We start from the raw sequence: 22,666 nt of genomic DNA, 5'->3' as shown, positions 1-22,666 counted from the left end.
CGACTAGTCCCATCGCCGCAGGTGCCGGACTCACGGCACGGGCGGCGCGCCGACGACGGCGGCTCGGGCCGGAGCCCTGCGGGCGAGGCTGCTGCGACGCTGCACCCACACCGCGAGGCGCGAGAGGGAGATGTTCAGCGCGATGTACACCGCCGCACCGACCGCCAGCAACGGGAGCAGGTAGGCCGCATTCGTCAGGGCGTCCGAGACCCGGCTCACCCCACGCAGCAGCTCTGCATAGCCCACGATGTAGCCGAGCGAGGAGTCCTTGACCAGCACGACTCCCTGGGCGATCAGCGACGGGAGCATCATGCGCACGGCCTGCGGGAGCTGGATGTCGCGATAGATCAGGAACGAGCCCATCCCCACGGACTGCGCGGCTTCGGTCTGCCCTGCGGGCAGGGCCGTGATTCCGGCACGGAGGATCTCCGCGAACACCGCGCTGTTGTACAGGACCAGGCCGAACACCACCGCCATCAACGGGCTCGCCCCGGGGAGCACCAGGATCCCGAAGAACATCACCAGGATGACGGGCAGGCCACGGAACACCTCGATGATCCCCGTGGCCGTCCAGCGCAGCGGGGCGAACGTCGAGGCGCGCACGGACACGAGAGCCACCGCCAGCAGCGCAGCCAGCGGAAGGGCGATGACCGCGGCCAGCAGCGTGTTGCCCAGGCCGCGGAAGATCGCCTGCCACACGTGCCGGGTCTCGAACCCTGCGAAGTTCGTGGGGACGTCGACCAGCACCATCCACCGGTCATCGAACACGCCGTTGCGGGCGAAGAGGACGATGATCGCGACGGCGATCGCCACCAGCACGATGGTCAGGACCACGGAGATGCGGCGCTCACGCGCCCGCTCCTCGGGACCGGCGACGTCATAGAGAACAGGTCCGCTGGTGCTCATCGGGCGAACGCCACCTTCCGCTCGAGGTGCCCGGCCAGCTGGCCCAGCGGGATGCAGATGACGAGGTAGCACAGGGCCACCCCGAGCAGGATCGCGAGGACATCGGCGGAGTACACGTTGGTCAGGCGGCGTGACATCGCGAACAGCTCGAAGACGCTGAAGGCGCCTGCCACCGAGGTGTTCTTCACCAGTGCGATGAAGACGCTGATCAGTGGCGGGATCGCGGTCCGGAGGGCCTGGGGGAGCACCACGATGGTCAGGTTCTGCCGGAACGACATGCCCAGGGAGCGGGCCGCCTCCGCCTGACCCACCGCGACCGAGTTGATGCCCGAGCGCACTGCCTCGGCGACGAACGCCGTGGTGTAGCAGGACAGTGCGATCACCGCCGCCACCTTGTAGCCCACGGTGAACCCCATCGACGGGGTCACGAACACGTAGAAGAAGAACACGATCGTCAGCGGTGTGTTCCGCAGGAGCTCCGTGTAGCCAGTCGCAAGTGCCCGCAGCGGGGCATACGGCGAGACCCGCGTCCCGGCGATCAGCGTTCCGGCCACCAACGAGATGACGCCGGAGAGCGCGGCGAGGGTCAGCGCCGTGGTGAATGCGGTCCACAGCATCTCGTGCTCGATGACGAAGGTACCCACGGGCGACTCCTGGCAGGTCGTCGGGCCGGCTCAGAAGGCCGGCCCGATGGGATGGGGATGGGTTGGGATGGGGATGGGAAAAGGAAGGAACAGGGCGGGAGGGGACAGGGACGGACCGGTCAGCAGCGGTCAGTAGCGGTCGAGCTCCGGCGGCTCCGGGGTCGGGAGCACGGAACCGGCGGTGCCCTCCCAGGCCTTCGCCCAGGACCCGTCGTCGTAGGCCGCCTGGATGGTGTCGTTGAGGAAGGCTCGGAAGTCGTCGTCGCCCTTCGCCAGGCCGATGCCGTACGGCTCCTCGGTGAAGGTCTCGCCGTCGTTGACGAGCTTGAGCTTGTCAGGATCCGCCTCCTTGAACCCCGCGAGGATGACGTTGTCGGTGGTGACGACGTCGACCTGGCCGTTGGTCAGCGCCGCGACGCACTTGGAGTAGGTGTCGAAGGGGACCAGCTCGGCGTCGGGGTGGTTGTCCAGGATGTACTGGGCCGGGGTGGACCCGTCCACGGAGGCGACCTTCTTCCCGGCGAGTGAGTCCTCGCCGGTGACGTCCTCGTTGTCCGCGAGCACCAGGAGCGCCTGGCCTGCCACGTAGTACGGCCCGGCGAAGTCCACGACCTCCTTGCGGGTGTCGGTGATCGAATAGGTCGCCACGACGATGTCGACCTGGCCGCCCTCGAGGAACGGCTCGCGGTTCGCGGAGACGGTCTCGGACCATTCGATCTTCTCCGGGTCGATGCCGAGCGCGCCGGCGATGATCTTGCCCATCTCGACGTCGAAGCCGAGCGGCTTGCCGTCGGGGCCGGCCTGGCCGAAGAGCGGCTGATCGTACTTGGTGCCGATCTTGATGCTGCCGGCCTCGTTGAGCTTCGCCATGGTCGAACCCTCCGGGAAGTCGCCGGCCTCGACGTCGGCGACGGAGACGTCGTCCTTCTCGCTGCCGCCACAGGCGGCGAGGGTGGCCGCAGCGACGGTGCCGACGGTGCCGGTCAGGAAGAGACGACGGTTCAGGGACCTGCTCATGATGTTCTCCTTCGTAGGGTCAGTGCGGGTGCGGGTGCGGGTGCGGGTGCGGGTGCTGTGGCTGGTGCTGTGGAGCGGGAACGAGGACGGGAGCGGGAGCGGCCGACGAGGGGTCAGTGGTCGAGGATCTTGCCGAGGAAGTTCCTGGCGCGCTCCGTCTCGGGAGCGGAGAAGAACGCCCCGGGAGAGCGCACTTCGACGATGCGGCCGGCGTCCATGAGCACGACACGATCCGCGGTGCGGCGAGCGAAGCCCATCTCGTGCGTGACGACGATCACCGTCATGCCGTCCTTCGCGAGCCCGGTCATCACCTCGATGACCTCGCTGATCATCTCGGGATCCAGGGCGGACGTCGGCTCGTCGAAGAGCATCACCTTCGGAGCCATGGCCAGGGAGCGAGCGATCGCGACGCGCTGCTGCTGCCCGCCGGAGAGCTGCGCGGGGAGCTTGTCGGCCTGATCGGCGACGCCCACCCGCTCCAGCAGCTCCATGCCGGTGCGCTCGGCCTCCTTGCGGCCGATCCCCTTGACCTTGATGGGGGCCACGGTGATGTTCTGCAGCACGGTCTTGTGGGCGAAGAGGTTGAAGGACTGGAACACCATGCCGACCTCGGAGCGCAGCCGCGCGAGCCCGGGCCCGGACGTGGGCAGGAGCTCGCCATCGATCCGGATCTCGCCCGCGTCGGTGGTCTCGAGCCGGTTGATGGTGCGGCACAGCGTGGACTTCCCGGAACCGGACGGGCCCAGCACGACCGCGACTTCTCCGGCCGCCACCTCGAGATCGATGTCCTGGAGGGCATGCAGATCACCGAAATGCTTCTGGACGCCGGACAGGGAGACGAGCGGCGTGACGAGGGCGCCGCCGGAGGCGTCGACCTCATCGGCATGAGCATGCGCCGTATCCTGGATGCACTATGCCCCTCAGCTCCCTCGCCTTCGACCCCGCCGTGCCCGTCGGCCCCCGCAGCGCCCCGCGGGGCACGTACCAGGTGCGCACGTTCGGCTGCCAGATGAACGTCCACGACTCCGAGCGCCTCACCGGGATGCTCGAGGAGTCCGGGTTCGTGGCGGCACCTCCGGGCGCCGACGCCCGCCGCGGCGAGGTCGACGTGATCGTCTTCAACACCTGTGCGGTGCGCGAGAACGCCGACAAGAAGCTCTACGGGACCCTCGGCTCGCTGCGCCCGGCGAAGGATGCGAACCCGGGGATGCAGATCGCGGTCGGAGGCTGCCTGGCACAGAAGGATCGCGCCGCGATCGTCGAGCGCGCCCCCTGGGTCGACGTCGTCTTCGGCACCCACAACCTCGGCTCGCTCCCCGTCCTGCTGGACCGCGCCCGCCACAATACCGAGGCGCAGGTGGAGATCCTCGAATCCCTCGAGGTGTTCCCGTCCACGCTGCCCACCCGTCGGGAGTCCTCCTACGCGGCGTGGGTCTCGATCAGCGTCGGCTGCAACAACACCTGCACCTTCTGCATCGTGCCCTCGCTGCGCGGGAAGGAGAAGGATCGCAGGCCGGGGGAGATCCTCGCCGAGGTGCGCGACGTGGTGGCCTCCGGCGCCCTGGAGGTCACGCTGCTCGGGCAGAACGTGAACTCCTACGGCGTCGAGTTCGGCGACCGCGGGGCCTTCGCGAAGCTGCTGCGGGCGTGCGGGGAGGTCGACGGGCTCGAGCGGGTGCGCTTCACGTCCCCTCATCCGGCCATGTTCACCGACGACGTCATCGACGCCATGGCCGAGACCCCGAACGTCATGCCCCAGCTGCACATGCCGCTCCAGTCCGGATCCGACGACGTGCTGCGCCAGATGAAGCGCTCCTATCGCAGCCGGAAGTTCCTCGGCATCCTCGAGCGCGTGCGCGAGCGGATCCCCGAGGCCGCGATCACGACCGACATCATCGTCGGCTTCCCCGGGGAGACGGAGGACGATTTCCAGCGCACGCTCGAGGTCGTCGAGGCGTCACGCTTCTCCAGCGCCTTCACCTTCCAGTACTCGATCCGCCCCGGCACCCCTGCCGCGACCATGGAGGACCAGATCCCCAAGGAGGTCGTCCAGGAGCGCTACGAGCGACTCACCGCGCTGCAGGACCGGATCACCTACGAGGAGAACTCCCGCCTCGAGGGCAGCGTGGTCGAGGTGCTCGTCGCCGAGGGGGAGGGGGAGCGGGATCGCACGACCCATCGCCTCTCCGGCCGCTCCCGCGATCATCGACTGGTCCACCTCGCGCTCCCGCCCGATCTGCCCGCTGCGGACAGGCCGCGCCCGGGGGATCTCGTCACCGCCACGGTCACCCGCGCAGCGCCCTACTACCTCATCGCGGACAGCGCGCTCGCCGCCGAGGGCGGATCGCCCGGTCCGGAGCAGTTCTCGGTGCGTCGGACCCGCTCCGGGGATGCCTGGGAGTCCGGGACGGACGGAGCGGGCGGCGGATCCTCATGCGGGACGGGTGGCGCCGTCGTGGCATCCGGGCCCATCACCCTGGGCATGCCGAGCCTGCGTCGTCCCTGAGCCCACGCACACGAACGGCCGGCGCCCCGCAGGGCGTCGGCCGTTCGTGTGCGTGCGGAGCCCGTGGGAACCGCGGACCGCAGGCTCAGACGTCGAGCTCGTCCAGCTCGGCGCCGAGCCGCTCCTCGAGGCTGTGGAAGAACGCGATCACGGTGCTCAGCCCGCACTTGATCGCGCTGTCGACCTGGGAGTCCAGAGCGCCCGCGCGGAAGTCCGCTGCGAGCTCGCCGTAGACGCCGAGGAGCCCCTCGGACTCACGACGCACGTAGACCTTGGGCCAGATCCGGTTCATGTTCCACTCGTTGCAGAGCTTGACCATCTCGACCTTGCGGGAGAAGTCCACCGAATGGCTCCAGCGGCCACGGGTCTGCAGAACAGCCTGCTCCTCGCCGGACAGCATGAACTGGAACCGGTAGTCATCGAAGCGTGCCCGGAGGATCTCCGGGTGCTCATCGTCCTCGACGAAGGCATATCCGTGCCGAGCAAGGCTCTGCTCGATGCGGGCCATGGACATCGGGGCGAGTCCGTGAGTCGAATCCGGCAGTGCGGGGGACTCGTGCGGTGCAGTCACTTCCAACCTCAGGCAATGCAGTAGTCGTGGTGGAGCGCCCGGCGGTGCAGGGCCGCGGCTCACCCTACTCCCTTCCCCGGGGAACCAGCCTGCGACCAGGCGTGATTCGGCTGACCCTCGTCATCGGTGCAGGTAGTCTGCCGCGCATGGACAATCCTGCGACCGCGCGGCGCGATCCCTCCTCGCATCGGACGGGTCTCCGCGCAGGTCACGCCCCGCTCCCGGTGGTCGCCGTCGTCGGGGCCACGGCGACCGGGAAGTCGGATCTGGCGAACGCGCTGGCCCGGCAGCTCGACGGCGAGATCATCAACGCCGACGCACTGCAGTTCTATCGGGGCATGGACATCGGCACCGCGAAGGTGACCCGTGCCGAGCGCGATGCGGTGCCCCATCACCAGCTCGACGTCCTGGAGGTGACCCAGGAGGCGAGCGTCTCCGCGTATCAGGCGGCCTCGCGCGAGGCGATCGCGGAGATCCGCTCCCGGGGGAGGAGACCGATACTGGTGGGCGGCTCGGGCCTCTATGTGCGCGCTGCCCTCGACGAGATCGAGTTCCCGCCCACGGACGCGGACACCCGTGCCCACCTCGAGGCACGTGCAGCGGAGCACGGCACGGCCACGCTGCACGCCGAGCTGGCACGCCGGGATCCTGAGGCCGCGGCGAAGATCGGCCCGGGGGACACCCGACGCATCGTGCGCGCCCTGGAGGTCGGCGAGCTGACCGGTCGTCCCTTCGCCGCCTTCCTGCCGCGACCGGTCTACGCGGACCCCGGCACCGTGCAGATCGGTCTGAGCCTCGAGCGAGCCGATCTGCACGACCGCATCGAGCGCCGGGTCCGCACGATGGTCGAGCTCGGGCTGCTGGACGAGGTCCGTGCTCTGCGCGGCCGAGGACTGGAGCAGGGCCGCACCGCGCGACGCGCGATCGGCTACGAACAGGCCCTGGCCGTGCTGGACGGGACGATGAGCTGCGAGGACGCGATCGAGGCGACGATCATCGGGACGCGCCGCCTGGTGCGCAAGCAGGACACCTGGTTCCGCCGTGACCTCAGGGTCCGGTGGGTCGACGCCTCCCCGGACCCGCACGGCGACGGCGACGCCGTTCTCGAGCGGGCCCTGCACGTGATCCAGGATGCGGGCGGTCCGGACGGGCCCGCGGCGGCATAGGCTCGACCCATGACCGACAGCATGCGTTTCACCAAGGGCCACGGCACCGAGAACGACTTCGTCATCCTGGACGATCCGGACGGTGTCCTCGAGCTGTCCCCGCAGGCCGTCATCGCCCTCACGGACCGCCGGGCCGGCATCGGCGGCGACGGAGTGATCCGCGCCGTGCGCACCCGCGCCGCGGGGATCGATGCCCCGGCGGATGCCCCGGAATGGTTCATGGACTACCGCAACGCCGACGGCTCGATCGCGGAGATGTGCGGCAACGGGGTCCGCGTGCTCGCTGCGCATCTGCTGCGTGCGGGGCACGTGCACGAGGACAGCTTCGCCGTCTGGACCCACGCCGGGGTGCGATCGATCGACGTCCTCGAGCGCCCGGACAGGGACGGTGCTCCCTGGTCGGTGCGCATCGGCATGGGGGCGAGCTCGGCCGCCCAGGGGGCGCGCACCGTCGAGATCGAGGGGCAGGCGCTCCCGGTCACGGACGTCGACATGGGCAACCCGCACGCCGTCGCCTTCCTCCCGGAGGGCATCGACCTCGAACAGCTCGACCTGACGCACCGGCCGTCCCTGGACCCCGAACCGCCCGCCGACGCCAACATCGAGCTCGTCGTCGAGCGCGGGTCCCGGCACGTGGCGATGCGGGTGTTCGAACGCGGGGTGGGGGAGACCCGCTCCTGCGGGACCGGGGTCGCGGCGACGGCCGTGGCAGCGGCCCTGCGCGCCGGGGACACCAGCGCGCAGCCCTGGACCGTCGATGTGCCCGGTGGGCGCCTGCAGGTGGGATGGACCGTGACGGGCGAGGTCACGCTCACCGGGCCGGCCGAGCTCGTCGCCGACGGCGTCACCCTGGTCTGACGGGACCCACCTCGAGCACCCGGAAGCCCTTCGCGCTCGCGACCTTCGCGACCTCGCGGTCGGGCAGCTGCTCGCCGAGCCAGCGAGCCAGCGGATCCGCTCCGAGGTTCTTGCCGACCACCAGCGCGGCAGTGCCCACCGGGGCGAGGCGGCCGGTCCACTCCAGCAGCAGCGCATGCAGGGCAGGCTTGCCGATCCGGATCGGCGGGTTCGACCAGATCGCGTCGAGCTCCAGATCGGCCGGTACCTCGTCCGGGGAGACGACGCGCACGTTCGTGAGGCCTGCCCGCTCGACGTTCTCCGCCGTGAGCTCACGAGCTCGCTCGCTGACGTCGAGCGCCCACACCTCGGCATGAGGATGCGTGATCCCCGCGGTCAGGGCGATCGGTCCCCAGCCGCACCCGAGGTCGAGGATCCGTGCCCGCGCCGGCGGCATCGTGATCTCGTCGAGCCGGTTCAGGAGCACGGCGGTCGCCTTGTCGAGGCCGTGACCGCTGAACACGGAGGCGCAGGAGACCAGGTCGAGGTCGCGACCGGCCAGTCGCACCCGGAGCGGGAACCGCCGGGCATCGGTCGTCGGAGAAGGGGTGAAATAGTGCTCGTCCACCTGAGCAGGATACGGACTCCGGCGGCCGAGGAGCGCTCCCCGTGCGCGCCGGTGCGCAGCGGCTCTCTCCGCTCGCCGCAAAATCCCTCGACCCCGGTCCAGGAGCGTGCGACTCTAGTCAGAACAGTTCGTCCCCCACCTCGAGGAGTTCCCCCACCGTGCCCATCGCCTTCCATCCCGAACCCGACTCCGACACCGACGTCGACGGGACCACCACGGGAGGGGCCGGGGCCGCGGCGCACACCGACAGCGCAGGCACCCCGGCCGCCCCGGAGGAGACCACGCCGGCCGATGGCCGACGAGATGCGCTGACCCAGCGGATCCTCTCCCGCAGTGCAGCCTCCGCCGCGTCCACCACCCATGACTCCTCGTCCGACGGGGAGCAGTACGATCTCGCCGACCGTCAGGCGCTGCGCCGCGTCGCCGGGCTCTCCACCGAGCTCGAGGACGTCAGCGAGGTCGAATACCGTCAGCTCCGGCTCGAACGCGTCGTGCTGGCGGGTCTCTACACCTCGGGGAACACCGAGGAGGCGGAGACCAGCCTGCTCGAGCTGGCCGCGCTCGCCGAGACGGCGGGGTCCGAGGTGCTCGACGGCGTGCTGCAGCGTCGTGCCCACCCCGACCCCGCGACCTTCCTGGGCAAGGGCAAGGCGGCCGAGCTGGCCGAGATCGTCGCCACCGCGGGCGCCGACACCGTGATCGCGGACGGCGAGCTCGGCCCTGGTCAGCGCCGCGCGCTCGAGGACATCGTCAAGGTGAAGGTCATCGACCGCACCGCGCTGATCCTGGACATCTTCGCCCAGCACGCCAAGTCCCGCGAGGGCAAGGCGCAGGTCGAGCTCGCGCAGCTCGAGTACCTGATGCCGCGACTGCGCGGCTGGGGCGACTCGATGTCCCGGCAGGCAGGCGGCCAGGTGGGCGGTGCCGGTGCGGGGATGGGCTCGCGCGGCCCCGGCGAGACCAAGATCGAGCTGGATCGTCGCCGGATCCGCGACCGGATGTCCAAGCTGCGTCGGGAGATCAAGGCGATGGCCCCGGGACGCGAGGCCCAGCGGGCCGACCGCCGGCGCAGCCAGGTACCGGCCGTCGCGATCGCCGGCTACACCAACGCCGGCAAATCCTCCCTGCTCAACCGGCTCACCGGGGCCGGGGTCCTCGTGGAGAACGCCCTCTTCGCGACCCTCGACCCGACGGTGCGCCGCTCCACCACCCCGGACGGCCGTGAGTTCACCTTCGCCGACACCGTCGGCTTCGTGCGGCACCTGCCCACGCAGCTGGTGGAGGCCTTCCGCTCGACCCTCGAGGAGGTCGGCGACTCGGATCTGCTGCTGCATGTGGTCGACGCCTCCCATCCGGACCCCGAGGGCCAGATCACGGCTGTCCGGACGGTGCTCGGCGAGGTCGACGGATTCGATGTGCCCGAGATCATCGTGCTCAACAAGGCCGACCTCGCCGGGCCCGAGACGATCGCCCGCCTGCGCAGCCAGGTCGAGGACTCGATCGTGGTCTCGGCACGGACCGGCATGGGCATCGAGGAGCTGCGCGACCTGATCGCCGAGCGACTCCCGCGTCCTGCGGTCGAGGTCGACGTGCTGGTGCCGTACTCGCGCGGTGATCTGGTCGCCCGCGCGCACACCACCGGCGAGGTGCTCTCCGAGGAGCACGTCATGGAGGGCACGAAGCTGCACGCCCGCGTGGATGAGGCGCTTGCCGCAGAGCTGCACGGCGCGGCCTGAAGGGTCATCGGATCAGCCGCGGATACGCTGATCCGATGACCACCGCCACCGATCACGAGGCCGCCCCAGGGGCCGCCGACATCCAGCTGTCGACCCTCATGGAGGCGGCGGTCTCGGCGATCGGTGGCGTTCCGCGTCCCGGCCAGCAGACCATGGCGGAAGCGGTCGACACGGCGATGTCCGGGGGCCGGCATCTTCTGGTCCAGGCCGGTACGGGCACCGGCAAGTCGCTCGCCTACCTGGTTCCCGCGCTGCGGCATGCTCTGGTCAGCGGACGCCCTGTCGTGATCTCCACCGCGACGATCGCCCTGCAGACCCAGATCGTGCGCAAGGACCTGCCGCGCCTGGTCGAGGCGGTCGCCCCGCACCTTCCGCGAACTCCCACCTTCGCCCTGCTCAAGGGACGGGCGAACTACCTCTGCCGGCACAAGATCGATGGCGGCTATCCCGTGGACATCGACCCCGGTGCACTGTTCGCCGAGGCCTCTGCCGACCCGTCGCGCTCGGGCAGCGAACGCCTGGGGGACCAGGTCAAGCGGCTCCGTGAGTGGTCGGAGGAGACCGACAGCGGTGACCGTGATTCTCTGGAGGACCCGGTCTCCGACCGTGCCTGGCGCCAGGTCTCCGTCACCGGCTCCCAGTGCCTGGGTGGGACCTGCCCGATGGTGGAGTCCTGCTTCGCCGAACGCAGCCGCGAGCTCGCCCGCGAGGTGGACATCGTGGTCACCAACCACGCCCTGCTGGCCATCGACGCCTTCGACAGCCACGGCATCATCCCCGAGCACGACGTGGTCGTCTTCGACGAGGCGCATGACCTCTCCGGGCGCGTCACCAGCGCTGTCACCGATGTCCTGAACCCGGGCATGCTGCGGGGCACCGTGCGCGACCTGCGCGGCCTCGGCGTCGCCGGGACGGCACTCGACGATGCCTCCGAGGAGCTGCGGGAGTCCCTCGAGCTCGCCCCGGACGGTCGGGTGATCGGTCCGCTGCCCGACCGTCTCGCCGACGCGATCCAGCAGCTGCGGATCGAGGCCCGCACGGCCCACTCCGATGCCAAGGACGCCGGCGACGATGCGACGACGGGGACGGCCGGAACCCGCAAGACGGTCCGGGCGAATCTGCAGGAGATCATCGACGTCTGCGAACGCCTGGCGTCCCCGGCCGACGACGACGTGGTCTCCGTCTCCCACTCTCAGGCCACGGGGCGCTCGAGCATCCAGGTGGCGCCGTTGAGCGTGGCCGGCGCGATGCGCGGTGCGATCCTCGAGCACCGCACCGCCGTGCTGACCTCCGCGACCCTCGCGCTGGGGAACCGCTTCGAACCGGCCGCCGGCGAGGTGGGGCTGGCCCGGGTGGACCGGATCGGCACCGAGGAGATCCCGGTCGCCGCGGACTCCGGCGCGTGGGCAGGGGTGGACGTCGGCAGCCCCTTCGAATACCGCAGCCAGGGCATCCTCTACACCGCACGGCATCTCCCGCCGCCCGGACGGGAGGGCCCGTCGACGGCGATGCTCGATCACCTCACCGAGCTGGTGGAGGCATCGGGCGGGGGAGCGCTGTGCCTGTTCTCCTCGCGTCGAGGCGCCGAGCTGGCCGCTGAGCACGTGCGTGCGCGCCTGGATCTCACGATCGAGGTCCAGGGCGAGGACTCGATGGCGAACCTGGTGCGCAACTTCCGCCAGGACGAGGACGCCTCGCTGTTCGGGACCCTCACCCTCTGGCAGGGGGTGGACGTCTCCGGGCGGTCGCTGCGTCTGGTCACCATCGACCGGATCCCCTTCCCGCGGCCCGACGACCCCCTGACCGCGGCACGACAGGAGCGGATCAGCCGCAACGGGGGCAACGGCTTCATGTCGATCTCCGCGCAGCACGCGGCGCTGCTGCTGGCCCAGGGGTCAGGCCGGCTGATCCGCTCCCATGAGGATCGAGGGATGGTCGCCGTGCTCGATCCGCGGCTGGCCACCGCGCGCTACGCAGGATTCCTCCGTGACTCCATGCCGCCGCTGTGGCCCACCACGGATCCCGAGGTGGCTCTCGGCGCCCTGCGCCGCCTCGCGGACGACTGAGCAGACCACCGAGCCTGCCGAGCCTGCCGACTCCGCCGAGCCTGCCGACTCCGCCGAGCTTGCCGAGTCCGCTGAGCCTGCCGCTCGGGACCCCGGGCGGCAGACGCCAGCGGCGTCGTGCATCGCATGCGGGGCGGCGGCCCTCAGATCGAGCGGAGGACCGCCACGACCTTGCCGAGGATCTCGGCGTGGTCACCCAGGATCGGGGCGAAGGACGGGTTGTGCGGCATGAGCCACACATGGTCATCGCGCTGCACGAAGGTCTTCACGGTCGCCTCGCCGTCGATCATCGCGGCGACGATCTCCCCCTTCTGCGCCTCCTTCTGACTGCGTACCACCACCCAGTCGCCGTCGCAGATCGCGGCGTCGATCATCGAGTCGCCGACCACCTGGAGCAGGAAGAGGTCGCCGTCGCCGACCAGCCGTGAGGGCAGGGTGAAGATGTCCTCGACCTGCTGCTCGGCGGTGATGGGGACGCCGGCCGCGATCCTGCCCACGAGGGGCACGGAGACCGAGTTCGGGGTGATCTCGGGCGCGGACGGGGCCTCGGGGGTGCCGTCGGCACCGGGCATGACGACCTCCATCGCGCGGGGGCGCTTGGGGTCGCGACGCAGGAAGCCCTTGCGTTCGAGGGCCTGGAGCTGATGGGAGACGGACGACGACGAGGTCAGGCCCACCGCATCCCCGATCTCGCGCATGGTGGGCGGGTAGCCGTGCGCGGCGATCTCGGCGTTGATGGTCTCCAGCACGAGCCGCTGCCGACGCGTGAGCCCTGCCGTCACAGGGTCCTCCACGGCGTCGTCGCGAACCCTGATCTGTTTGGGGGTGCTCGGCGTCATGGTGCGGGCCTCCTGGCTTCGTCTGTCGGACCCCTGCGGTTCCGTTGTCGTGTCACCCAGCCTAGGGCGGCGCGCACGGGATTCCAAACAGGTGTTCGAGGTTCCTCTTGCGTGTCGCGCCGAAGTGGGGCTACAGTCGCACAGACATTCGATCGAACAGGAGTTCGGACATGCGTACGGATATGGCTACGGTTCTTCCCCTCCCGCAGCACCGCCACGAGCGGAATGAGCGTCCTGCTCGATCGGACGTTCGACTCGAGGCGACCCGGCGCGGCCGGATGCTCTTGATCGCCACGGCCTTCCTGCTCGGGCTCGCCGTCGCCGCGGCGGCGCTGCTGGTGTTCGGCATCCCGGCTGCTCTCGCGGGCGATGGGGAGAGCGATGCGGTGACCGTGACGGTCCAGGACGGCGACACCCTCTGGGGATACGCCGAGGACTACGCTCCCGAGGGCATGAGCGCCCAGGAGTTCGTCGTCGAGGCGCGAGCCCTGAACCAGCTTCCGACAGGACGGGTCTCTGCGGGCCAGGAGCTCGAGCTGCCAGTGCTCGAGGGTGCATCGCGCTGATGTGAGCGCGGGCCGGTATCCTGGCCCGATGCACTGTCCGTTCTGCCGCCACCCCGACTCGCGAGTCGTGGATTCGCGTACCTCCGACGACGGCGCGACGATTCGTCGCCGTCGCCAGTGCCCCAACTGCTCCCGTCGCTTCTCGACCTCGGAGACGGCATCGCTGTCGGTGCACAAGCGCTCCGGGGTCAGCGAGCCCTTCAGCAGGGCGAAGGTGATCTCCGGGGTGCGCAAGGCGTGCCAGGGGAGGCCGGTCACCGATGATCAGCTCGCGATGCTGGCCCAGCGCGTCGAGGAGGACATCCGCTCCAGCGGCCTGGCCGAGATCGATGCACATCAGGTCGGCCTGTCGATCCTGCAGCCGCTCCAGGAGCTGGATCTGGTGGCCTATCTGCGCTTCGCCAGCGTCTACCAGGCCTTCGATTCCCTCGATGACTTCGACGCGGCCATCGTCCGCCTGCGGGCCGAGGCGTCGGCAGCGGGCTGATCCGGTGGAATCATGGACGGATTCCGACATATCTGCCGGATCCTCTGTCGGTTCCGGGACCAGATTCGGTGGATTCTGTGGAGATGGTCCGGGTCCTGCCTCGTCTGTGCATAAGATATCCCTCGTGCGCTCTTGCAGCGCACACCTGATCGGCGGTCGCGGAGGGGAAGCCGCGGCCGCCGATCGCCGTCTCAGGCAGGCGTGATACCTGCCGGGAGCGCCCGCGAGTGGACCACACCGAGATGGTGGGTCGTGCGGGTCATCGCGACGTAGAGGTCGCCGGCACCATGGGCTTCGATCAGCTCCATCGGTTCGACGATGACCACGCCGTCGAACTCCAGCCCCTTGGCCTCCTGTGCGGTCATCACCGCGATCTCATCGTCGACGCCCGAGGATCCTTCGCCCACTCGCGGCAGTCCGCGGCGTGTGCTCAGCTCGGTGAAGACGTCGGACACCCGTTCCGCCGCCGCGATGACCGCGAGGCGCCCGATGCCCTCTGTGTGCACGGCCTGGACCGCATCGGCGGCGGTCCGCGCCAGATCCGCCTGGTCGCTGCGCTGGATCACGGGATCGCGGTCCCCGTCGCGCACCGAGCTGACGTCGGTGACGGGCAGGTTCTGGGCATGCGCCATCGCCATCGCGCGATCCATGATGCGGCTCGGCGTGCGGTAGTTGACGGTCAGGTGCTCGACCTGCAGCCGATCCTGGATGTACGGACTGAGGGCTTCGTCCCACGACGTCGTCCCTCCTGCGGAGGAGGTCTGCGCGACGTCTCCCACCACCGTGAAGGACTTGGTGGGTGCCCGCCGCATCAGGGCGCGCCAGCTCATGGGTGAGTGCTCCTGGGCCTCGTCGACGACGACATGGCCGTAGGTCCAGCTGCGTTCGGCCGATGCCCGCTCGGCGAGTGTGCGGCCATCACGGACCCGGTTGACCTGATCGGCCAGGTCCTCGGCACGCACGATCCCGGAGCTGTCGATGTTCTCGATGACCTTGCGGGCGTAGTCGACGTCCGCCTCGCGCTGCGTGGCGGCGTCGCGGGCGCGTGCTTCGGCAGGTGCGGAGTCCTCGCCGAGGAGCTCGGCGACCTCGTCGAGCAGCGGGATGTCCTGGACGGTCCAGGGCGCGTCCTTGGGCCGTGCCAGGATCTCGATGCGGTCGGCGAGCGAGGGCGGGGCGGCCGCGCGCAGGCGGTCCGGCCGGGAGAGCAGGATCCGCAGGAATCCCTGCGGGGTGTAGGGGAGCCAGGCCAGGTTGAGCTGCCTCTTGACCTCGGAGTCGTTGCGGAGGTCCGACAGCAGATCGGGCCTGTCCTCGGGGACCACGGTGTGGCCGCCGGCGGCCAGCGCCTTCTCGTACGACTCGGCGAGGCGGTCCATCGCCACACGGACGAAGACGGCGCGAGCCGTGTTGTGCGGCTTGTGGGATGCGCGGGCTTCACGGCGGGCAGCGCGCAGCGCACTCCGGGTCAGGGTGATCGGTGTGCCGTCGATGCGCAGTCGGATATCGGAGTCCGGCACGATCTGGCGCTGCCGGATCGCCCGGTCGAGGAGCTCGGCCATGGCGATGTCGCCCTTGAGGGCGGCGATCTGATCCTCGTCGTGGAGGAACGTCTCGATGCCCGGGTACAGCTCGCCGGGAGTGAGCATCACGACGCCGGACTCCCCGAGGCTCGGCAGCACCCGTTCGATATAGCGCAGGAACCCGGGGGTCGGCGCCATGATCAGCACGCCGGTGTGCTCGAGCCGACGACGATGGGTGTACAGCAGATAGGCGGCACGGTGCAGGGCGACCGCTGTCTTCCCGGTGCCGGGCCCGCCCTGGACCACGAGCACGCCGCGGTTCTCGGAGCGGATGATGCGGTCCTGCTCGGACTGGATCGTGGCGACGATGTCGCCCATCCGTCCGGTGCGGTGACCGGAGACGGCGGCGAGCAGAGCGCCCTCGCCCTGGAGCACGACATCGTGGTCGGGATCCTCGAGCACGGACTGGTCCAGGACGTCGTCCTCCAGGCCGTTGATGGTGCGTCCGCGGCTGATCAGGTGTCGCCGCAGGCGCACGTCCTGCCGGTCGGTGCTGGTGGCCTGGTAGAAAGCGGCCGCAGCGGGGGCGCGCCAATCGACGAGGAGCTGCTCACGCTCGGCGGTGAACAGTCCGATGCGGCCGATGTAGTGGCGTGCCGCATCGTCCATGTCGAGACGTCCGAACACCACGGCACGGGCGACGGATCGCAGCAGCGCCAGCCGATCCTCGTACAGCGCCATGAACGAGTCCCGCTCGGACCGGTTCTGATGCGTCGAGGCGTGCTGGGAGGCCTGCATCTGTTCGAGATTGTGCTCGACCTGCCCGATCAGCACGTCCAGTCGTGCGTAGAGACGATCGGCATAGGCCTGTTCGTGCGCGATCTCCCGATCGATCTGTCCCTCAGCATCGTCCACGGATCTGCCCCCTCTGACGGTGAATCCTTCCGCCGCACCTCACGGGACGGACCCAGGGTCGGCGGAGCACAGTGGTCCATTATGGTGGACAGGCCTGGATGTGCGTGCCATCCGGCACGTGACATCCAACCGGCCGCGAGGGAGGAGACGCTGATGCGCGACCCGCGTGACCTGTACCGTTTCGAGTCTGCGGATGTGCTGGCGGAGGTGCCGCGGACCGGTCTGACCCTGGTCCATGCCCTGCCGGGTCTGGTGGATGCCGGCAACGCCTGCCGGATCGCCTCCACCTACCTGCGCGACGAGCTCCGCCATCTCCGGCTGGTCTCGTTCGACATGGACGAGCTGCTGGATTACCGAGGGTCTCGCCCTCAAGCCGTGTTCGACGGGACCTCCTACACGAGCGTCGACATCCCGGAGCTCACGCTGTCCCTCATGTACGACGAGGCGGATCGCCCCTTCCTCTTCCTCGACGGGCCGGAGCCGGACCTCCAATGGCGTCGTCTCGCCGAGGCGCTGACTGACCTGGTCGAATTCTTCGACGTCGAACGTGTCGTGGGCATGCAGGCGGTGCCCATGGCGGTGCCCCACACCCGGCCGATCGGCCTCTTCGCGCATGCCAACGACCCGTCCCTCCTGGGACGGCCCTCGACCCGCCCGACCCCGGCGCCCGGCACGATGCTCGGGGCCGATGAGGACGACTCCCCGGAGATCCTCATCCCGGCGGCCTTCGGTGCGCTGCTCGAGCTCCAGCTCGGCCGTGCCGATCATGCGGCCATGGGGTACGCCGCCCAGATCCCGCACTACCTCACCCGCACCGACTTCCCGGCCGGAGCGCTCGCACTGCTACGACGGGTGAGCGATGCCGCGGGCCTCGATCTGCCCCTCGTGCATCTCGGCGACCTGACGGATGCCGCGACGGTCGCCCTGCAGGGGACCCTCGAGCAGAACTCCGAGGTGCGCCAGATCGTCACCGCGCTCGAGGAGCAGTACGACTCGATGAGCGAGGGTGCTGATCAGTCCCCGCTCTCGACCACGATGGATCTGCCGACGGCTGATGAGCTCGGGGAGCACTTCGAGCGCTTCCTGGCGGACCATGACGGAGAGAGCCCGGACGAGCCCCGTTCCGCGTGAGGCCTCGGCCGGCACCCGTAGTCCGGTGCACGGCCGCATATCCCGGTGCAGGACCGTGTTTCCGGTCCTGGAGCCGGAAGTCGTTACCTCTTCGTGACCGTTCGGTCGACTTCGCAGTGTGAACGGGGACACTGCCGTGGCAGAATGGCGGCGTTACGGAGATGCAGGTTCCGCAGGACAGTCCGTCGAAGGTGCTTCGGCACAGCAGTACGGCTTGCACCTGACGTCCTCCGCTTCGGCGGCGGGCGGTTTCCCGTGGCACCGCGATCGCGTACCGCGATCGTTGATGGACGACACAGAAGGTGACAGGTATGGCACAGGGCTCGGTCAAGTGGTTCAACGCCGAAAAGGGCTTCGGATTCATCGAGATCGACGGAGGCGGCGCTGACGTCTTCGTGCATCACAGCAAGATCGACATGGACGGCTACCGCGCGCTCGACGAGGGTCAGCGTGTGGAGTTCGAGGTCAGCCAGGGGGACAAGGGCCCGCAGGCCGAGCAGGTTCGCCCGGTCTGATCAACGGCAACCCCGTTAATCTCACGGACCGGCCAGGAGCACATGCTCCTGGCCGGTCCGTCGTTGTCGGGACATCTCTTCGTCGTCGGGTCTGCGGGAGTCGTCGTCAGGCCTGGCCCAGCACCCGGCCGGCCCGTGCGAGTGCCTGGACCTGCGAGGGCTGTGCCAGCCGCACCGACACCGCATCCGAGCGCAGATCACGGTCGATCCCCTCGGGCAGCGGACGGTTCGAGGCCAGGAGCACACAGTTCCCGCGGCGTTTGCCGGAGAGGTGCGCCGGTTCGGCGATGAGGCCGACGTGGGGGAAGACGGCGCTGAGGGTCGCGACCTCATCCGCCATGAGCCCGGTTCCCGGTGGAGCGGCGCAGTTGGCCAGATAGAGCCCACTGTCGCGCAGCACGCGGGCGGCGTGCTGCGCCGCGTGGACGGTGATGAGGGGTTCCGGCGTCGTCGCGCCGGAGAAGACGTCACGCACCAGCACGTCGAACCGGTCCTCCCTCCACGCCGCCATCGCACTGAGGGCATCGTCGATCCGGAGTCGGAGCTGAGGCGAGCGGGGCAGGTCGAACCAGTCCCGGACCTGGTTCGCGAGGAGTTCGTCGAGCTCGACGACGATCTGCTTGGACCGTGGATGCCGCGCGGCGATCGCCCGGGGCAGGGAGCAGCCGCCTCCGCCGAGGTGGGCGAGCTGCGGGGCGGAGCTGCTGCCGAGTTCCGACGGGCCGTTCCTGCCCGAGCCGAGGTGCTGGTCGATCGCGATGAGCATCCACCGCATGTACTCGAACACCAGGTGCTCGGGATCGGGATGAAGATGCGAGGACGGCACCCCGTTGACGTCGAGCAGCACGGAGCCGTCGTTCTCGACGGTGAGCCGGGCCGTCCCGGTGGAGATGGGGATGGCGGTGTCGAGCGGGCCGAGGTGCTCGAAAGGGGCGTGGCGCACACGCTCGCGACGGGACATCGTCCCACTGTAGGAGACCGGCAGCCGTACCCCGGGTGCACGCGCCGAGGTGGGGCGGACCTCGTTCCTCCCCACTGCCCGTTCATCCACCGCAGCTGCCTCGGCGCCCCGTCTGTCGGACCCCCTGCATACGGTTCGAGGACGAAGCGGATGGCGAGGAACCCGAGCATCCGCACCGCCACGGTATGGAGAGGAGGCAGAGATGGCTACGACCGCATCGAGGACCCGGGGGAGCGCTCCGGTCCTCTCCGCCGATGCCCGCGCCGTCAGGCTGCGCCTCGCGCACCTCGATCAGGACCAGGCCGATCTGGAGCGCGCCCGGGATCTTCTCCAGCAGGGGGAGGCCGCGGTCGCCACTGACCCCCGTGAGGCCTTCGAGCTCGTCCACCGTGCGGCGCTGCGCGGTGCCGGGATCATCGTCGCGCGCGCCAATCGTGACCGCCGCCGCCGGCTCCCGCTGAACGTGTGGACGGCGATGGAACGCATCGGCGGCGAGGACGCGGAGCGGGCGACCGATCTCGCCCCACTGGTGGCGGAGCGGTCCCGCCTGGATCGAGATCCTTCGGCTGTCCCGGATCCTGTTCTGCTGCAGGCGCATGTCGAGCAGACCGCACGGCATCTGCGGAGCGTCTCGGAGCGGCTGGTCTCGGATCTGCCGTCGCACGTCACGGCATTGGCGGGGTGACGACGCCCCGCTCGCTCACGGGCGCCGAGTACAGTGCCGTCACGAAGGAGGTGTCGATGGCAGCGCAGGACGGTGTCGGACCGACCGTGGAGATCCCGGGAATCCTCCATCTGGATATGGACGCCTTCTTCGCGTCCGTCGAGATCCGTGACAATCCCGAGCTCAGGGGCCTCCCCGTCGTCGTCGGCGGAGCGGGGGCGCGCGGAGTGGTCGCGGCGGCCAGCTACCCGGCCCGGACCCGCGGGATCCGCTCGGCGATGCCGATGGCGAGTGCGCGCCGGCTCGCCCCGGATCTTGTGATCGTCCCGCCGCGCATCTCCCGTTACCAGGAAGCCTCTGCGCTGGTGATGGAGCTGCTGAGTTCCGTCGTCGCCGATATCGAGCAGATCAGCATCGATGAGGCTTTCCTCGACGTGCGCGGAGCGCGCCGTCTCTTCGGCGGACCGGACCAGATCGCCACCCTGCTGCGCACCCGTATCCGAGACGAGCTCGGCCTGCCCAGCTCCGTCGGCGGCTCGGTCTCGCGCGCGGTCGCGAAGATCGCCTCGGCACGGGCGAAGCCCGACGGCCAGCTGATCATCCCGGCGGAGCGGACGGCGGAGTTCCTCGCCCCGCTGCCGGTCTCGGCGGTCTCGGGGATCGGCCCGAAGGCGGTCGCCTCCCTGGAACGGATCGGCGTACGGACCATCGGCCAGATACAGGAGATCCCGCCACCCACCCTGGCGCGGGCGCTCGGCACCCGCGCACCCGAGATCATCCGGTTGGCTGCGGGCAGCGACCGCACCGGGCTGGGCCATCGGGTCCGGGACAAATCATTGGGCACCGAGCGCACCTGGGACGAAGACCTCACCGACGCGGACGAGGTCAGGCGTCGCATCACCTCGATGGCGGATGACGTCGCCCGCCAGCTCCGTCGCAGCGATGCCGTGGCCCGCACGGTCGTCCTCAAGCTGCGCAGTCCCGACGGGACGACGATCACGCGTTCCTCGACCCTCGACCAGCCGACGTCCAGCGGGGAGCGTCTGCGCGAGCAGGTCGTCGCCCTGTGGGACAAGGAGCGGCACCGGCTCCGGCGGATCCGTCTGGCCGGTGTGAGAGTCACGCATCTGGAGCCGGAATCGGGCTCCGCGATCCAGCAGGAGCTGACCAGCCGGTCCGCTCTCTGGAAGGAGCTGGAGACGGCGATGGACCGGGCCACGGACCGATTCGGGACGGCCAGCCTGAGCAGGGGATCGACCGTGGGACCAACCACCGACGGGGCGCAGCGCACGGCGACATCCCACGATCCGAAGGGCGTTCGGGACCCCCGCGGGGGCCCCGGCGTGTGATGCAGTGCCCCGAGTGTTCCCATTACCCAGGAACTGGCTCTAAACTGGATCAATCGCCGATGAGGGCACCGGAACCTGATCGGCAGCTGGGGCGCCGAACGGGGCGCGTGAGGACCGGGGACAAGGAGCGGGACCATGCCGCTGTCTGAACATGAGCAGAAGATGCTCGACGAGATGGAGCGCCAGCTCTTCGCTGACGACCCACGTCTCGCGCGGGCTTTTGCGCCGACGAAGAATTCGCGACGGAGCGCGCGCCGGATCGCCATCGGCCTCGGCGCGGTCATCCTCGGCCTCGGAGTCCTGGTGCTGGCCGTCTCGCTGCCGGCGATCTGGCTCGGAGTGATCGCCTTCCTGGGGATGCTCGCCGGTGCCATCTACGCCGTGACCACGCCGAGCACGACCTCCCAGGAGGGCAAGCAGGAGCCTGGCGGCGGGGGAGGCGGCCAGGGCCCCGCCACGCCGCACGGCGGTCATGGCGGCTCCTTCATGGGCAAGCTCGAGCAGCGCTGGGAGAAGCGCTCCGGAGACGACCCCCGTCGCTGACGACAGACTGAAGCACTGAAGCACTGAAGCACTGAAGCACTGAAGCACTGAAGCCCCGGCTCCTCGAGCCGGGGCTTCTTCATGCCCGAGTGCCTTCGGCAGGGCGTCCGGCCCTCCTCCGCGCAGGGCGCTGACCGGATGGTTCGTCGACGACCTCGTGAGTCCGGCCCCTGGTCGACGCTGCATCAAGGGCCCGTCCCGGCCCATTCCCCACTTCGCCCCACCATGGTCCTCCCTTTCCCTCCACCGGGCGTGCGCAGCGGCTGCCGAGAGCGAGTCGGACTCCCTGACCTGCAGTTCTGCGGAACCGTCGCGCCGGATCGGTGGAGGTCTGCTCTCGCCGATCGGCGCAGCGGGCCGGAATCGACGCGCCGTGAGCGAATTTCCCCCCACCTCACCCCACCGGTTTGACCTGCGGTGATGTGGCGCAATAGGAGGTATTCGACCTCAAACGGGACCCAGTGTGGGGAGTAGTGGGGTAAAGTGGAGCGTGTTGGGAGGAGATGGGGTTCGGTTCTCGAGTCGCGGTAGGTAGAGGAGGCGCTGGATGTTCCTCGGCACCTTTACGCCCAAGCTCGACGACAAGGGGCGCCTGATCTTCCCGGCCAAGTTCCGCGATGAGCTCGCTTCGGGACTGGTCATGACTCGTGGGCAGGAGCACTGCATCGCCGTGTATCCGCTCGCCGAGTTCCGCCAGAAGCTCGAGGAGGCCCGTCGGGCGCCCACCACCGATCAGCGGACTCGTGACTACCTGCGAGTGCTGCTGTCCGGCGCGGAGGACGTCATCCCGGACAAGCAGGGCCGCATCACCATTCCGGGCCACCTCCGCGGCTACGCGGATCTGGACCGGGAGTGCGCCGTCATCGGTGCACTCGACCGACTCGAGATCTGGTCGCTCCCGGCGTGGGAGACCTATCTCGAACAGAAGGAAGAAGGATTCGCCGAGACCTCCGAGGAGGTGGTTCCCGGCTTGTTCTGAGTTCGACTCGACGGACATCCGTCCTGTGAGACCTCTCGTCGTTCCCGCCCCGATGCAACTTCCCCGGTGGCGGGTCGGGAACGACGGGGAATCTGACAGGACGGCACCGCGACCAGG

The 22,666-nt window shown here is 69.6% G+C and carries 22 protein-coding genes; 13 read left to right on the top strand and 9 right to left on the bottom strand.

What is annotated here, in order from left to right; translation table 11 throughout:
* Positions 1-30: 30 nt before the first annotated feature.
* From ACT3T5_RS11750 to ACT3T5_RS11735, 4 genes are all read right to left on the bottom strand, one after another.
* A complete protein-coding gene (locus tag ACT3T5_RS11750) occupies positions 31-906 on the bottom strand; it encodes an amino acid ABC transporter permease (RefSeq protein WP_444594415.1) in 876 nt (291 codons plus the stop codon).
* Positions 903-1,523, bottom strand: coding sequence for an amino acid ABC transporter permease (locus ACT3T5_RS11745; RefSeq protein WP_444594429.1), 621 nt, complete (start codon positions 1,521-1,523; stop codon positions 903-905). The genes ACT3T5_RS11750 and ACT3T5_RS11745 overlap by 4 nt, the downstream gene beginning before the upstream one ends.
* A 156-nt stretch (positions 1,524-1,679) precedes the next feature.
* Entirely contained in the window at positions 1,680-2,567 is an 888-nt protein-coding gene (locus ACT3T5_RS11740; protein ID WP_444594414.1) for a glutamate ABC transporter substrate-binding protein, read from the bottom strand.
* A 113-nt stretch (positions 2,568-2,680) separates the two neighbouring features.
* The gene (locus ACT3T5_RS11735) at positions 2,681-3,400 is read right to left on the bottom strand and encodes an amino acid ABC transporter ATP-binding protein (RefSeq protein ID WP_444594428.1); all 720 of its coding nucleotides are present in this window, start codon (positions 3,398-3,400) and stop codon (positions 2,681-2,683) included.
* Positions 3,401-3,480: 80 nt separating this feature from the next.
* On the opposite strand from ACT3T5_RS11735, the gene miaB reads away from it, so the two are divergent.
* On the top strand, positions 3,481-5,073 hold the full coding sequence (miaB, locus tag ACT3T5_RS11730) for a tRNA (N6-isopentenyl adenosine(37)-C2)-methylthiotransferase MiaB (protein WP_444594413.1): 1,593 nt from the start codon (positions 3,481-3,483) through the stop codon (positions 5,071-5,073).
* A gap of 85 nt (positions 5,074-5,158) precedes the next feature.
* Here the strand turns inward: miaB and ACT3T5_RS11725 are convergent, their stop codons facing one another.
* Positions 5,159-5,644 (bottom strand): YbjN domain-containing protein, encoded by a 486-nt coding sequence (locus tag ACT3T5_RS11725; protein WP_444575991.1) that lies wholly within the window; start codon positions 5,642-5,644, stop codon positions 5,159-5,161.
* Between the two features lie 146 nt (positions 5,645-5,790).
* Between ACT3T5_RS11725 and miaA the strand changes: the two genes are divergently transcribed.
* Together miaA and dapF are read left to right on the top strand one after the other, a co-directional pair.
* The gene (miaA, locus tag ACT3T5_RS11720) at positions 5,791-6,810 is read left to right on the top strand and encodes a tRNA (adenosine(37)-N6)-dimethylallyltransferase MiaA (RefSeq protein WP_444594412.1); all 1,020 of its coding nucleotides are present in this window, start codon (positions 5,791-5,793) and stop codon (positions 6,808-6,810) included.
* A 9-nt stretch (positions 6,811-6,819) separates the two neighbouring features.
* Positions 6,820-7,668: a diaminopimelate epimerase gene (gene dapF / locus ACT3T5_RS11715; protein ID WP_444594411.1), complete on the top strand. Its 849-nt coding sequence runs from the start codon at positions 6,820-6,822 to the stop codon at positions 7,666-7,668.
* On the opposite strand, the gene ACT3T5_RS11710 is transcribed toward dapF, so the two are convergent.
* On the bottom strand, positions 7,655-8,275 hold the full coding sequence (locus ACT3T5_RS11710) for a class I SAM-dependent methyltransferase (protein WP_444594410.1): 621 nt from the start codon (positions 8,273-8,275) through the stop codon (positions 7,655-7,657). The genes dapF and ACT3T5_RS11710 overlap by 14 nt on opposite strands.
* Positions 8,276-8,433: 158 nt before the next feature.
* Here ACT3T5_RS11710 and hflX point away from each other — a divergent pair, with 158 nt between their 5' ends.
* Positions 8,434-10,011, top strand: coding sequence for a GTPase HflX (gene hflX, locus ACT3T5_RS11705; RefSeq protein ID WP_444594409.1), 1,578 nt, complete (start codon positions 8,434-8,436; stop codon positions 10,009-10,011).
* Positions 10,012-10,046: 35 nt separating this feature from the next.
* A complete protein-coding gene (locus ACT3T5_RS11700) occupies positions 10,047-12,077 on the top strand; it encodes an ATP-dependent DNA helicase (RefSeq protein WP_444575986.1) in 2,031 nt (676 codons plus the stop codon).
* Positions 12,078-12,220: 143 nt separating this feature from the next.
* Here ACT3T5_RS11700 and lexA read toward each other — a convergent pair whose 3' ends face one another.
* On the bottom strand, positions 12,221-12,916 hold the full coding sequence (lexA, locus tag ACT3T5_RS11695; protein ID WP_444594408.1) for a transcriptional repressor LexA: 696 nt from the start codon (positions 12,914-12,916) through the stop codon (positions 12,221-12,223).
* A 278-nt stretch (positions 12,917-13,194) separates the two neighbouring features.
* Between lexA and ACT3T5_RS11690 the strand changes: the two genes are divergently transcribed.
* Together ACT3T5_RS11690 and nrdR are read left to right on the top strand one after the other, a co-directional pair.
* The gene (locus ACT3T5_RS11690) at positions 13,195-13,482 is read left to right on the top strand and encodes a LysM peptidoglycan-binding domain-containing protein (protein ID WP_444594407.1); all 288 of its coding nucleotides are present in this window, start codon (positions 13,195-13,197) and stop codon (positions 13,480-13,482) included.
* Between the two features lie 28 nt (positions 13,483-13,510).
* Entirely contained in the window at positions 13,511-13,969 is a 459-nt protein-coding gene (gene nrdR / locus ACT3T5_RS11685) for a transcriptional regulator NrdR (RefSeq protein WP_444575983.1), read from the top strand.
* Positions 13,970-14,160: 191 nt separating this feature from the next.
* On the opposite strand, the gene ACT3T5_RS11680 is transcribed toward nrdR, so the two are convergent.
* Positions 14,161-16,407, bottom strand: coding sequence for a HelD family protein (locus tag ACT3T5_RS11680; protein ID WP_444594406.1), 2,247 nt, complete (start codon positions 16,405-16,407; stop codon positions 14,161-14,163).
* A 153-nt stretch (positions 16,408-16,560) separates the two neighbouring features.
* Between ACT3T5_RS11680 and ACT3T5_RS11675 the strand changes: the two genes are divergently transcribed.
* Together ACT3T5_RS11675 and ACT3T5_RS11670 are read left to right on the top strand one after the other, a co-directional pair.
* A complete protein-coding gene (locus ACT3T5_RS11675; protein ID WP_444575981.1) occupies positions 16,561-17,538 on the top strand; it encodes a proteasome assembly chaperone family protein in 978 nt (325 codons plus the stop codon).
* A 311-nt stretch (positions 17,539-17,849) separates the two neighbouring features.
* On the top strand, positions 17,850-18,053 hold the full coding sequence (locus ACT3T5_RS11670; protein WP_193116280.1) for a cold-shock protein: 204 nt from the start codon (positions 17,850-17,852) through the stop codon (positions 18,051-18,053).
* 106 nt (positions 18,054-18,159) lie between these two features.
* Here the strand turns inward: ACT3T5_RS11670 and ACT3T5_RS11665 are convergent, their stop codons facing one another.
* The gene (locus ACT3T5_RS11665) at positions 18,160-19,014 is read right to left on the bottom strand and encodes a spermidine synthase (protein ID WP_444594405.1); all 855 of its coding nucleotides are present in this window, start codon (positions 19,012-19,014) and stop codon (positions 18,160-18,162) included.
* A gap of 202 nt (positions 19,015-19,216) precedes the next feature.
* Here ACT3T5_RS11665 and ACT3T5_RS11660 point away from each other — a divergent pair, with 202 nt between their 5' ends.
* The 4 genes from ACT3T5_RS11660 to mraZ all read left to right on the top strand — a co-directional run bounded on the left by ACT3T5_RS11660 (position 19,217) and on the right by mraZ (position 22,549).
* Entirely contained in the window at positions 19,217-19,699 is a 483-nt protein-coding gene (locus ACT3T5_RS11660) for an SAV_6107 family HEPN domain-containing protein (RefSeq protein WP_444575979.1), read from the top strand.
* A 56-nt stretch (positions 19,700-19,755) separates the two neighbouring features.
* Positions 19,756-21,027, top strand: a complete 1,272-nt coding sequence (dinB, locus tag ACT3T5_RS11655; RefSeq protein ID WP_444594404.1) for a DNA polymerase IV — start codon at positions 19,756-19,758, stop codon at positions 21,025-21,027.
* A 135-nt stretch (positions 21,028-21,162) separates the two neighbouring features.
* Positions 21,163-21,570: a DUF3040 domain-containing protein gene (locus ACT3T5_RS11650; RefSeq protein ID WP_444575977.1), complete on the top strand. Its 408-nt coding sequence runs from the start codon at positions 21,163-21,165 to the stop codon at positions 21,568-21,570.
* 547 nt (positions 21,571-22,117) lie between these two features.
* On the top strand, positions 22,118-22,549 hold the full coding sequence (gene mraZ / locus ACT3T5_RS11645; protein WP_193116275.1) for a division/cell wall cluster transcriptional repressor MraZ: 432 nt from the start codon (positions 22,118-22,120) through the stop codon (positions 22,547-22,549).
* The last annotated feature ends 117 nt before the right edge of the window (positions 22,550-22,666 follow it).

This window comes from Brachybacterium sp. AOP3-A1-3 (genome assembly GCF_052378285.1).
GTDB lineage: Bacteria > Actinomycetota > Actinomycetes > Actinomycetales > Dermabacteraceae > Brachybacterium.
This window is presented reverse-complemented; position numbering and strand designations above follow the sequence as displayed.